Origin of the sequence: Halopseudomonas sp. (genome assembly GCF_036961105.1) — a bacterium.
Taxonomy (GTDB): Bacteria; Pseudomonadota; Gammaproteobacteria; order Pseudomonadales; family Pseudomonadaceae; genus Halopseudomonas.
In genome coordinates this window covers 23,648-35,923 of sequence record NZ_JBALWW010000014.1, presented here as the reverse complement: position 1 = coordinate 35,923, position 12,276 = coordinate 23,648, and the positions used below count along the sequence as shown (strand labels likewise).

The 12,276-nt window shown below is 61.5% G+C and carries 14 protein-coding genes; 12 read left to right on the top strand and 2 right to left on the bottom strand.

The window, feature by feature from the left end; all coding sequences use genetic code 11:
• Positions 1-259 precede the first annotated feature (259 nt).
• Positions 260-1,834 (top strand): DNA recombination protein RmuC, encoded by a 1,575-nt coding sequence (gene rmuC, locus V7756_RS13560; protein ID WP_335610720.1) that lies wholly within the window; start codon positions 260-262, stop codon positions 1,832-1,834.
• A gap of 59 nt (positions 1,835-1,893) precedes the next feature.
• Here the strand turns inward: rmuC and rnk are convergent, their stop codons facing one another.
• The gene (gene rnk / locus V7756_RS13555) at positions 1,894-2,301 is read right to left on the bottom strand and encodes a nucleoside diphosphate kinase regulator (protein ID WP_335610719.1); all 408 of its coding nucleotides are present in this window, start codon (positions 2,299-2,301) and stop codon (positions 1,894-1,896) included.
• A 296-nt stretch (positions 2,302-2,597) separates the two neighbouring features.
• Between rnk and V7756_RS13550 the strand changes: the two genes are divergently transcribed.
• The 10 genes from V7756_RS13550 (at position 2,598) to V7756_RS13505 (ending at position 10,391) form a co-directional block, all read left to right on the top strand.
• A complete protein-coding gene (locus V7756_RS13550) occupies positions 2,598-3,455 on the top strand; it encodes an urease accessory protein UreD (protein WP_335610718.1) in 858 nt (285 codons plus the stop codon).
• A gap of 14 nt (positions 3,456-3,469) precedes the next feature.
• Positions 3,470-3,772, top strand: a complete 303-nt coding sequence (ureA, locus tag V7756_RS13545) for an urease subunit gamma (protein WP_335610717.1) — start codon at positions 3,470-3,472, stop codon at positions 3,770-3,772.
• Between the two features lie 10 nt (positions 3,773-3,782).
• Positions 3,783-4,088 carry an urease subunit beta gene (locus V7756_RS13540; RefSeq protein ID WP_335610716.1) on the top strand — a complete coding sequence of 102 codons (306 nt, stop codon included), beginning with the start codon at positions 3,783-3,785 and terminating at the stop codon, positions 4,086-4,088.
• A 15-nt stretch (positions 4,089-4,103) separates the two neighbouring features.
• Entirely contained in the window at positions 4,104-5,804 is a 1,701-nt protein-coding gene (gene ureC / locus V7756_RS13535; RefSeq protein WP_335610715.1) for an urease subunit alpha, read from the top strand.
• Between the two features lie 33 nt (positions 5,805-5,837).
• A complete protein-coding gene (gene ureE / locus V7756_RS13530) occupies positions 5,838-6,323 on the top strand; it encodes an urease accessory protein UreE (protein ID WP_335610714.1) in 486 nt (161 codons plus the stop codon).
• Between the two features lie 34 nt (positions 6,324-6,357).
• Positions 6,358-7,029 carry an urease accessory protein UreF gene (locus tag V7756_RS13525; RefSeq protein WP_442909006.1) on the top strand — a complete coding sequence of 224 codons (672 nt, stop codon included), beginning with the start codon at positions 6,358-6,360 and terminating at the stop codon, positions 7,027-7,029.
• 13 nt (positions 7,030-7,042) lie between these two features.
• Positions 7,043-7,690, top strand: a complete 648-nt coding sequence (gene ureG / locus V7756_RS13520) for an urease accessory protein UreG (RefSeq protein ID WP_335610712.1) — start codon at positions 7,043-7,045, stop codon at positions 7,688-7,690.
• 1 nt (position 7,691) lies between these two features.
• Entirely contained in the window at positions 7,692-8,276 is a 585-nt protein-coding gene (locus V7756_RS13515) for a HupE/UreJ family protein (RefSeq protein ID WP_335610711.1), read from the top strand.
• Between the two features lie 209 nt (positions 8,277-8,485).
• The gene (locus V7756_RS13510; protein WP_335610710.1) at positions 8,486-8,959 is read left to right on the top strand and encodes a CreA family protein; all 474 of its coding nucleotides are present in this window, start codon (positions 8,486-8,488) and stop codon (positions 8,957-8,959) included.
• Positions 8,960-9,038: 79 nt separating this feature from the next.
• Entirely contained in the window at positions 9,039-10,391 is a 1,353-nt protein-coding gene (locus tag V7756_RS13505; RefSeq protein WP_335610709.1) for a TAXI family TRAP transporter solute-binding subunit, read from the top strand.
• Here V7756_RS13505 and V7756_RS13500 read toward each other — a convergent pair.
• Positions 10,331-11,227 (bottom strand): alpha/beta hydrolase, encoded by an 897-nt coding sequence (locus V7756_RS13500; protein ID WP_442909005.1) that lies wholly within the window; start codon positions 11,225-11,227, stop codon positions 10,331-10,333. The genes V7756_RS13505 and V7756_RS13500 overlap by 61 nt on opposite strands.
• Positions 11,228-11,351: 124 nt before the next feature.
• Here V7756_RS13500 and V7756_RS13495 point away from each other — a divergent pair, with 124 nt between their 5' ends.
• Positions 11,352-12,269 (top strand): AAA family ATPase, encoded by a 918-nt coding sequence (locus V7756_RS13495; RefSeq protein ID WP_335610707.1) that lies wholly within the window; start codon positions 11,352-11,354, stop codon positions 12,267-12,269.
• Positions 12,270-12,276: the final 7 nt, after the last annotated feature.

Here is a 12,276-nt window from a genome sequence, read left to right as displayed (position 1 = left end):
CCCGGGAAGCGTCAGATGGGTAGGGCGAGGTCCATCTCGACCAGCGGCGCAAGCCGCGCCATCGCAGGCGGGTATGGCACCGCGTGGCCGCAGCAACCCGCGCGGTAATGCGCGCCGTTCCGGGCCTGTCGACGGCAAACGTGCTGAAAGAGTGGGGCTGCAGTGCGCCCGGTTTTGCGGCATTCATATCAAGACTGTGATCAGGCGTTTTAATGCACCCGTCGGCCGTGGATAATACGGCCAGCCCAAGGAGAAGTGCATGCCCCTGTCTGACCTCACCCATCTGTATCCCGTCATCTGTCTCGCCCTGCTGGCCGGCTGGGGGCTGACCGCCACCCTGCTGCTGCGCCGGCAAAGCGCGCTGCGTGAGGAGCTCGCGCAAGCTCAGCAACAACAGTCGCAGTTGCGTGACGACCTGCAGAGCGCGCAGCTGGAATTGCATCAGCAGCACGCCCAGCACAGCGGTCTGCAAACCCGTATCGAGCATCTGCAGGAAACTGTGCAGGAGCTGCGTCAGCAGCAGCTGCAGCAGGCGGAGCGTTTAAGCAGCGCGCAGGGGCAGGGGCAGGAATGGCAGCTGCAGGCCGAGCGCGCGCAAACCCTGAGCCGTGAGCAGGGCAGGCAAGTGGACGAGCTGCGCGGTGAGCGTGACCAGCTGCGCGCGCGGCTCGATAGCCTGCAGCACGAGCACGAGCAGTTGAAGGTCGAGCACTCCACATTGCAAAGCAGCCTGGAGCAGCGTCAGCAGCATTTCAGTGAACAGCAGCAGCTGCTGAAAGACAGTCGCGATCAGTTGAAGATGGAGTTCGAGCAATTGGCCGGCAAGATCTTCGAGGCCAAGGGCCAGGCCTTCTCGCTGCAGAATCAGCAGTCGCTGGATGCGCTGCTCAAGCCCTTCCGTGAGCAGATCGACCAGTTCCGCAGCAAGGTGGAAGACATCCATCACAAGGATACCCAGCAGCAGGCCACGCTGGCGGCCGAACTCAAGCACCTGAAAGACCTGAACCTGCAGATCACCCAGGAGGCCCATGACCTGAGCACCGCCCTGCGCGGGCAGAAAAAGACCCAGGGCAACTGGGGCGAGCTGATTCTGGAAAACGTACTGGAGCGCTCCGGTTTGCGCGCAGGCATTGATTTCAAGCGTGAGGTCAGCATGACCAACAGCGAGGGCCAGCGTCAGCGCCCGGACGTGCTGGTCTACCTGCCGCAGGACAAGCACCTGATCATCGACGCCAAGGTGTCGCTGAACGCCTATACCCGCTACATCAACAGCGAAGACGAGGCCGAACGGCGGATTGCGCTGGGCGAGCATGTGGTGGCGGTAGGGCAGCGTATTCGCGAGCTGTCGGATCGCAACTATTTTGAGCTGCCGGGACTCAATGCGCCGGAAATGGTGTTCATGTTCATCCCTATCGAATCGGCTTTTGTCGAGGCGTTGAAGGCCGATGAAACCCTGTTCCAGAAAGCCATCGAGCAGAACGTGTTGGTGGCCACGCCCACCACGCTGCTGACCAGCCTCAATATAGTGCGCCAGCTCTGGCGCTTCGAGGATCAGAACCGCCACACCGCCGAGCTGGCGGAGCGCGCCGCCAAGATTCACGACAAGCTGCGCACCTTTCTCGGCAGCATGGATAACATCGAGAAGAGCCTGGACAAGGCCTCGGACGCCTACCGCAAGGCCAAGGATCAACTACTGGGCGGTCGGGCGAATCTGGTCAAGCAGGTCAACGATTTCAAGGAGTTGGGTGTGTCTGTTAAAGCAGAGCTTGGAGAGGAGTGGACCGAGCGCGCTGCGCTGGAACTGGGCCATGAGAGCCCCGATCCGGCCGAATAGTCGTTAGGGGCAAGGCGCGCCCGAGGCAAGCTCGGGGCGCTTGAGGGTAACAACTGGTGTCAGAGGTGATAGTCACCGCTGGCTTCTGGTTGATACAGAATATCCATGATCTTCAGCTTCAACGGGCGCCCCTGTGGGCCTTGCCAGTTGATGCACTGACCCACCTTCAACCCCAGCAAGGCAATACCCACCGGCGCCAGAATAGAGATGGTGCCGGGTCGCCCGGCCTGCTCGGGGTAAACCAGTGTCAGTACAAACTCCCGCTCGCTGGCCTCATCGATAAACCGCACTGTCGAATTCATGGTGACCACGTCGCTGGCGATGCGCTTGTGGCTCACCACGCGGGCGCGCAGCACCTCGTCTTCCAGCGCTTCGAGCAGGTCCAGTGGTGCCTGCATGTTGTCGAGCACCTTTTCCAGGCGCTGTACATCCAGGCGGGTCATTACGATGGCAGGGGATTTGTTCATGGCGAGCGGCATTACTCCTTGGCTAGAGTTTGGTTAAACAAAGTCGGGATTGCTGAATATTTGCCCAGCAGGACGCTGGTCAGCTGACGTTACCAGACTGGAGAGCAGTTACAAGTCTCAAGGTGTATCCAATTATGCCCTTTTATGGTGCCTTGAAATGCTGTCCAAATGGTCAGTGGATCATTTTGGTGCGTCGCGCTGTGGGCGCTAATCGTGCATCCCGCGAAATACAGGAGTAACAGGGTGGCATGGCACTTGCTCTGTAATTGGCCAACGTTAACGGTTGGATACGCTATATGACCCTTGCCTGGCACCTTGAACAGCATGACAGCGCGCTGAACTGGCAAGCCGGCCTGAGCCTCGGGTTTATCCGCAGTGCAGAGCGCACTCAGTTGGCGCACACCAGTCACCGAGGCCCGCTGCGCATTCAGCGCCCGTTTTTCCCCGAAGGGCCCGATTGCCCGCATCTTTATATTCTGCATCCGCCCGGCGGCCTGGTCAGCGGCGACACCCTGCGTTTGCAGGCAGACATGCAGGTTGGCGCGCAGGCGCTGTTGACCACACCATCCTCGGGCAAATGCTACCGCGCGCGGGACAACGGCACCTTTCAGGTGCAGCACAACCGCTTCACCCTGGCTGCCGGCAGCAGTCTGGAATACCTGCCGCAGGACACCATCGCCTTTGAAGGCTGCAACGCCAAGCTGATTACCCGTATTGACCTGAGCGGCGATGCCCGCTGCTGCGCCTGGGACCTGCTCTGCCTGGGTCGCCCGGCGGCGGACGAGGGCTTTACCCATGGCGCGGTGGAGCAGCGCCTGGATGTGTGGCGCGATGGCCGGCCGATCTATATCGAACGCAACTGTTTTGTTGGCGGCGAGACCTTACTGGACGCACGTTGGGGCTTGGCTGGCGCAGGGGTCAGCGGCACCTGGCTGGCAACCTTGCAACTGGATCGCCAACAGCTGGATGACCTGCGCGAGAACTTTGCGGACTATCCTCAGTTGGCACTGACGCAGCGCAACGGCTTGCTGATCGGCCGTTACCTGGGTGCCGAGGCCGAGCACGCGCGCAACACCTTTATTCGTTTGTGGCAGCACCTGCGACCGCTGATCAATGGTCGTGCTGCCTGCTCACCCCGTATCTGGAATACCTGAATGGAGCCCGTTTCATGGAGCTGACACCGCGCGAAAAAGACAAACTTCTGCTGTTTACCGCAGCGCTGCTGGCCGAGCGCCGGCTGGCACGTGGGGTAAAGCTGAATTACCCGGAATCGATGGCCTACATCAGCGCCGCCATCATGGAAGGCGCCCGTGACGGTCGCAGCGTCGCCGAGATGATGAGCTACGGCCGTACCTTGCTGAGCCGCGAGCAGGTGATGGACGGCATTCCCGAACTGCTGGCCGAGGTGCAGGTGGAAGCGACTTTCCCCGACGGCACCAAGCTGGTCACCGTGCATAACCCGATTCCCTGAGGAGAGCACCATGATTCCAGGAGAAGTACAGACCCGTCCGGGTTCGCTGCAACTCAACGAAGGGCGCGAGACGCTGGTGATCAGCGTGGCCAACAGCGGCGACCGTCCGGTGCAGGTGGGCTCGCACTATCACTTTGCCGAAACTAACCCGGCGCTGCAGTTCGATCGCGCAGCGGCACGCGGCTTTCGGCTGAATATTGCCGCAGGTACGGCGGTGCGTTTCGAGCCGGGCCAGAGCCGCGAGATAGAACTGGTGGCCTTGGCGGGTGAGCGCAAAGTGTATGGCTTCCGTGGCGACGTCATGGGCAGTCTCTGAACATAGGAGAAGACGATGGAAATCAGCAGACAGGCCTATGCCGAAATGTACGGCCCGACCACCGGCGACCGCGTGCGTCTGGGCGACACCGAACTGTGGATCAGCGTCGAAAAAGACCTGACCCGCTACGGCGAGGAAGTGAAGTTCGGCGGTGGCAAGGTAATCCGTGACGGCATGGGGCAAAGCCAACGCACCCGCGCCGAAACCCCGGACACAGTGATCACCAATGCCCTGATCCTCGACTGGTGGGGCGTGATCAAGGCCGATGTGGCGCTCAAGGATGGCAACATCCAGGCCATTGGCAAGGCCGGTAACCCGGATATTCAGCCCGGTGTCGACATCATCATCGGCCCCTGTACCGAGATAATCGCCGGCGAAGGCATGATTCTGACGGCGGGCGGCATCGATGCGCACATTCATTTCATCTGCCCGCAGCAGATTGATGAAGCGCTGATGTCGGGCGTGACTACCATGATCGGCGGCGGCACCGGGCCGGCTACCGGCACCAACGCCACCACCTGCACTCCGGGCGCCTGGCACCTGGGCAAGATGCTGCAGTCGGCCGAATGCTTCCCGATGAACCTCGGCTTTCTTGGCAAGGGCAACGCCAGCCTGCCGGACGCCCTGGAAGAACAGATTGAAGCCGGCGCCATGGGCCTGAAGCTGCACGAGGACTGGGGCACCACACCGGCCGCCATCGACTGCTGCCTGAGCGTGGCCGATGCCTACGACGTGCAGGTGGCGATCCATACCGACACCCTGAACGAATCCGGTTTTGTTGAAGACACCCTGGCCGCGATCAAGGGCCGGGTGATTCACACCTATCACACCGAGGGCGCGGGCGGTGGCCACGCGCCGGACATCATCAAGGCCTGTGGCGAAGCCAACGTGCTGCCGTCCTCGACCAATCCGACGCGGCCCTACACGGTCAACACGGTGGACGAGCATCTCGACATGCTGATGGTCTGCCATCACCTTGATCCGGCGATTGCCGAAGACGTGGCCTTCGCCGACTCGCGTATCCGCCGCGAGACCATTGCCGCTGAAGACATCCTGCACGATCTGGGCGCCTTCTGCATGATCTCGTCCGACTCCCAGGCCATGGGCCGGGTGGGCGAGGTGGTGACCCGTACCTGGCAGACCGCGCACAAGATGAAAGTGCAACGCGGCCCGCTGGCGGGCGATGATGACTGGTCCGACAACGCGCGCGCCAAGCGCTACATCGCCAAGTACACCATCAACCCGGCGATCACCATGGGGCTGGCCGATGTGGTCGGCTCAATCGAGGTCGGCAAACTCGCGGATCTGGTGCTGTGGAAGCCGGCGTTCTTCGGTACCAAGCCCAGCCTGATCCTCAAGGGTGGCGCCATTGCTGCGGCGCCCATGGGTGATCCGAATGCCTCGATTCCGACGCCACAGCCGGTGCATTACCGGCCCATGTTCGGCGCCTTCGGCAAAGGCATGGACAGCACCTGTGTGACCTTTGTCTCCAAGGCTGCGCTGGACGCCGGTATTGCCGACAAACTGGGCTTGAATCGGCGGCTCGAAGCGGTGCGCAACACCCGCACCATCAGCAAGGTAGACATGAAGCTCAACGATTACATGCCCGACATCAGCGTTGATCCGCAGACCTATGTGGTCAAGGCCGATGGTGTTGAGCTGCTCTGCGAGCCGGCGACCGAGCTGCCGCTGGCGCAGCGGTACTATTTGTTCTGACTGTTCTGAGATTTTTTGAAGGAGAAAGACTGAATGCTGGAATGTCATGAGTGGCTGGAGGGCGAGGGCGGCCATCAGCATGTGCTTGAGCTGACCTATGAGCTGCGCACGCGCAGCCGTCTGCGAGCTGAGACCCAGGACGGACTGGAGGTCGGCCTGTTTCTGCCGCGTGGCCGCGTGCTGGCCCAGGGCGACCGCCTGCAGTGCAACGACGGCAGTGTGCTGATGATCAGCGCCGCGCCAGAGCAGCTGTCACGCGTGCAGTGCGACGATGCGCTGTTGCTGGCGCGCGCGGCCTACCATATGGGCAACCGCCACGTGGCGCTGGAAGTGCGCGCCGGTGAGCTGCGCTACCTCTGCGATCACGTGCTGGATGCCATGCTGCGCGGCTTTGGGCTGGAGGTAGCGCAGGTCACCGCGCCGTTCAATCCCGAGTCGGGCGCCTATCACAACCACAGCCACAGCGTGGCCACCCCGGCGGCACCTTTCCTGCGCCTGGCCGGACACGACCGTGGCTGAGGCCAGAGTTGAAGCCAGGTCTGAAACCAGAGTAATGACCGACCTGGCGCTGCTGCGCGTGTTGCAGCTGGCGAGCCCGGCCCTGCCAATTGGCGGCTACGCCTACTCGCAAGGGCTGGAGTACGCCATCGAGCAAGGCTGGGTAACGGATATCGACAGCGCTGCCGGCTGGCTTGGCGGGCTGCTTGAGCATTCGGCGGCGCGGCTGGACATACCCATTCTGCTGCGTCAGTACGAGGCGCTGGAGCGGGCTGACGACGGCGCGCTGTTCTCCTGGAATGACTGGCTGCTGGCCAACCGGGAAACCGCCGAGCTGTATCTGGAAGACAGCCAGCAGGGTGGCGCCTTGTTGCGCCTGTTGTGCTCGCTGGGTGTGCCCAGTGCGCAGGAATGGCCGACCGGCGAGCCGCTGGCGCTGGTGACGGGTCTGGCCATGGCCGGGCAGCACTGGAACACCGGCGCGCATGCACTGGCGCTGGGTGCGCTCTGGAGCTGGCTGGAAAACCAGGTGGGCGCAGCAACCAAATTGATCCCGCTGGGCCAGACCGATGCCCAGCGTCTGCTTGACCGCATTTTGCCCAGCCTGCCGGGCGTCGTTGAGACAGCGCGGCAGCTCTCCGGCGATGAACTGGGCGCTGGGCTGCCCGGGCTGGCCTTTGCCAGTGCCCGGCACGAACACCAATACACCCGATTGTTTCGATCATAAGGAGCTATAAACCATGACTTCCAGACCTGCGCTGCGGGTAGGCATCGGCGGACCGGTTGGGTCCGGCAAGACCGCACTGGTGCGTATCCTGTGTGAACGCCTATACCCGCACTACAACCTGGGTGTGATCACCAACGACATCTACACCCGCGAAGACGCCGACTTTCTGCTGCGCCACGACGCGCTGCCGGAAGATCGTATCCTTGGCGTGGAAACCGGCGGCTGCCCGCACACCGCTATCCGTGAAGACGCCTCGATGAACCTGGCCGCGATTGCCGAGCTGCAGGAGCGTCACCCCGAGATGGAGCTGGTGCTGGTCGAGAGTGGTGGTGACAACCTGGCCGCGACTTTCAGTCCTGAGCTGTCGGACCTCACGCTCTACGTCATCGACGTATCCGCCGGCGACAAGATTCCACGCAAGGGTGGGCCGGGCATTACCCGTTCTGACCTGCTGATCATCAACAAGACCGATCTGGCCCCACTGGTGGGCGCCGATCTGGGTGTGATGGATCGCGATGCCAAGAAAATGCGTGGCGAGCGCCCCTTTGTATTCTCCAACCTCAAGAGCGGCCAAGGTGTGGAGGACATCATCGACTTTATCGTTCGTCAGGGCATGCTCAAAGCGTTGCCCAATACCGACCAATCCAAACAAGGAGCCTGACATGACCTCGATTCGTACACACCTGGCACTGGCTGCCGGCCTCACGCTGATGCCAGTTATGGCTTACGCCCATCCGGGGCACGGCACTTCTGGCCTGGTCAGCGGCCTGAGCCACCCGCTGTTTGGTCTGGACCACCTGTTGGCGATGGTCGCTGTCGGGCTGTGCGCGGCTAAACTCGGTGGTACCGCGCGCTGGCTGCTACCTCTGTTGTTTGTGGGCGTGATGGTGCTGGGTGGTGGCTTGGCCATGGCCGGCATGCACCTGCCGGGTGTTGAGCTGGGTATTGTTGCCTCGGTGATCGTACTGGGCATGCTGCTGATCTTTGCGCGCAGTGGCGCAACCGTTCCGGCAGCGGTACTGGTAAGCGGCTTTGCCCTGTTCCACGGTTACGCTCACGGCGCAGAGATGCCCGCAGGCGCCGGTGCTGCGGCTTATGCATTCGGCTTTGCGGTGGCAACCGCTGCGTTGCATGGGCTGGGTCTGGTGGGCGGCCAATGGTTGCAGGCGCGCCATTGGCAGCGTGTGGTACAGGTGCTTGGCGCGCTGATCAGCCTGGCGGGTGTGAGCATGGCGCTCAGCATGTAAGCTTGGTCTGCACTAATAAAAAGCCGCGCTCCGGTTTCGGAGCGCGGCTTTTTTGTTTTCATGCCCGCCGGTAGCTGCGCCGCGCAGGCGGACCAAGTAGGCAAATCAGTACAGAACCAAGCGGCGCAGAGCTGTCAAAGACAGGGCATCAGCGATAAAAAATATTTCAACCGATCTCGATGGGTTGGCCACAGGAACAGGAAGTGACCATGAAGAAAGTACTATTGGCGGCAGGCCTTGTCGGCCTGCTTGCCGGCTGCTCGGACAACGAAGTGGGTGACGTCTCCCTGGGTGTGTTCACCCTGAAGGACATCAAACTGAACTCCCTGGTGGACCCCCAGGTGCCTGGGGTGACCTGCCATATTGCGTCGGTCGAGGCGAACCTGAGCTTGTCTGACCCCAGCGACAGCGCCATCTCCTGCCGCCAGACCGGCGAAATCACCCCGGACATGATCGCGCAGATCGATAAAAGCGCCTCGGGTGAGATCGTCTTCCGAAAGTCCAAGAGCATTTTCTTCAAGACCATGAAGGTAAGGCGTATCTATGACCCGGAAAACCAGACGCTGATGTACTTGTCCTATTCCACCAAGGAAACCTCCGGGAGCTTCAAGCACAGCCTGTCCACCGTGCCGCTGTGGGGCACCATGGCCTATCAGCAAGCCGGCGTGCCTTTGGCGCAATAGTCTGAACCGCGGGTAGATTTTTCGCGCGAGCCGGAGTCGCCGTTTAGACTGAAGATACATTTGTTGCTGGAGTGGCAGGATGCAAAGGCTGAAGCATATCGGGCTCTTTATTCGCACCAACCTCTGGATCATTCCACTGGCGCTGTTGCTGGTGTGGTTGCTGTTTCGATTTCTCGATCCGGCGCCGCCCAAGGTGGTAGTCATGACCACGGGTAGCGAAACCGGCGGCTATCATCAGTTTGGCCTGGCGTTGAAAGAAGAGCTCGCCAAGGAGGATATCGATCTGCAGCTGCGTACCAGCCGTGGCTCATTGGATAATCTGCAGCGCCTGACGGACGGCGCCGGTGAGGTGCAGCTCGGGCTGATCCAGAGCGGCACAGAGCTGCTGTTGCAGCCTGCTCAACGCAGGCGTCTGGTGGGTCTGGCGTCGCTTTATCATGAGCCGCTCTGGTTGTTTCAACGCAGCGGGCTGGCCATTACCCGGTTATCTGATCTGAACGACAAACGCGTCGCGGTGGGCAGCGAAGGCAGCGGTACCTGGTCGGTGCTGCGCGGACTGTTTATCGAGCGCCAGGATGAACAGCGTCTGCAGCAACTCAACAGCGGGCTCTGGAGCAAGATGGGCAGCTCGGCAGCGGTGGACGCGCTCTTGGCAGGGCAGCTGGACGCAGCCTTTCTGGTCTTGCCCGCAGACAATCATCTGATTACGCGCCTGGCGGCGCATCCAGAGATCAGCTTGATAAACCTGGCGCAGGCCGATGCCTTTGCCGCCCGGCTGCAGTTTCTGGAAGCCCTGGAGGTACCCAGAGGTCTGCTCAATATCGCGCAGAACGTGCCGCAGCAGGACACCAAGGTGTTGTCGCCGGTGGCCATGCTGGTGGGCAATCAGTATTTTCACCCGGCCCTGACCGCCGTCGTGCTGGAAGCGGCGCGCAAGGTGCTGCGTGAAGGCAATCTGCTCGATCCGCCAGGGCGTTTCCCGGCCGGTGAACCCATGGGGCTGGAGCTGAGCAAGGAAGCTGACTATTACCATCGCGAAGGCGTGCCCTTCTTGCAACGCTACCTGCCGTTCCAGGTCGCTTCGGCAATCGATCGTTACGTAGTGCTGCTGATTCCTTTCATCGCCATCATGATTCCGCTGCTCAAGAGCATGGGTCCGCTATATCGCTGGCGGGTACGCGCGCGGGTATTTCGTTGGTATGAACACCTGCGGCGTATCGACAAGCTGATCTACAGCGGCAAGATCAAGGAACGCTACGCGGAAGAAATCGATGGTCTCAACAAGCTGGAGGGCGAGTTGAATCACGTGGATGTTCCGCTCTCCTACGCGCACGAGCTATACAGCCTGCATTTGCATGTGCGTTACATGATTTACCGGCTGGAAACCTTGCAGGCCGAAGACGAAGGGACCGAGAAGCCCGGACCAGCCTGAGCGCTGATAAAGCAGGTGACCTGTTCCATGACCGGCGTCCAGTTTTGAAAGGGTGCCGCCAGGGCCAGCAGAATCTTGATATGCCCCATGTCATCCAGCACCTGACTCTGGGTGGCTACCCCGGCGGCGCGTAGCGCCTTGGCCATCTGCACCGTGTTGCGTTGCGGGTCGACCAGCTCATCCTCGCGGCCATTCAGCAGTAGCGCTGGAGGGCTCGCTTCACTGACATGCATCAGTGGCTGCGAGTCCACCGGGGTATCGGGATGGTAGAAGACCGGCTGCACATCGGGATTGATGATGGGTAGAAAGTCGTAGGGGCCAGCCAGGCCGACCCAGCCGCTGAGAATTTTCGGACTGAGCTGCTCCTGCTGCAGCCAGCGAGGATCAAGCGCTACCATCGCGGCGTTATAGGCGCCGGCGCTGTGCCCCATTACCAGCAGCGGACCGGTCTCCTGCTGCCAGTCCTGCTGATGGGCATGTGCCCAGGCGAGCGCCTTGGCACTGTCACGCAGGAAATCGGGGTAGCGGACTTCGGGGAACATCCGGTAGTCGGGTATCAGGGTAATGAAACCGCGGCTGGCCAGCGCCTGCCCGACAAAGCGGTAGTCGGCCCGGTCGCCACCGCGCCAACTGCCGCCGTAATAGAACACCACCACTGGCGCGCCAGGCTGTAGTTGATCGGGCAGATACAGGTCCAGTTTCTGGCGTGGCAGTTCACCGTAGGCGATATCGCTCACACGCTGATAACCGCTGCTGGAAACCAGCCAATTGACCGGCGTAAGGGCCGAGCAACCGCTTAATAGCGTGGTGATCAGCAGAAAAACACGACGCAGCAACATGACGGTATCCTTGTGGATGAGTGGGCCGCAAGCGCACAAGCTGTTACAAGCCGTTGCCTGTGGCTTTCGCGCAGCAGCGCTTGCACCTACCATGGGATGGTAACCCGAAGACGAGGTGAGCATGAAGGATGCGTTAACAGCGGCGCAGAACGCGGTAGATCAGGTGCTGCTCGGCAAGTCCCGCGCTGTCAAACTGGCTCTGACCTGTATTCTGGCCAAGGGACACCTGCTGATTGAAGACCTGCCCGGCATGGGCAAGACCACCCTGTCGCAGGCTTTGGCCTCGGTGCTGGGGATGAGTTACCAGCGTATCCAGTTCACCAGCGATCTGCTGCCTGGCGATATTCTGGGTACCTCGGTGTTCGATCGCAACAGCGGCCAGTTTACCTTTCACCCCGGACCGATTTTCGCCGAGCTGGTTCTGGCTGATGAAATCAACCGTGCCACGCCCAAAAGCCAGAGCGCCTTGCTGGAGGCGATGGAAGAAGGCCAGGTAACGGTTGATGGCGCCACGCGGCCGCTGCCTGATCCTTTCTTCGTGATTGCTACGCAGAACCCGGTCTCGCAGGGTGGCACCTTCGCCTTGCCCGAATCCCAGCTGGATCGCTTTCTGATGCGGCTGTCTCTGGGTTACCCCAGCGAGCAGGCAGAAAAAAGCCTGCTGCTGGGGGAGGACCGCCGTACCCGGCTGGATCGCGTGGAGCCGCTGCTGAATCGCAACGAACTGCACCGCCTGCAGGCGCTGGTGCCGCAGATAACCGCCAGCGAAGCGCTGGTCGACTATATTCTGCGGCTGGTCAACCACACACGTAACAGCGATCTCTGCGCCTGGGGTCTATCACCGCGCGCGAGTCTTGGCCTGCTGGCGGCGGCCAGGGCGTGGGCGTTGCTGGAAAAACGCAGTTATGTGATCCCCGAAGACGTGCAGGCGGTGCTGCCAGCGGTGGTCAGTCACCGCCTGCGGGCAGCCAGCGATCCGGCCGGCCATGGCGGCGACAGCCTTGCCCTCTGGCTACTCAACGAAGTGCCGGCGGTGTGAGCGAGGG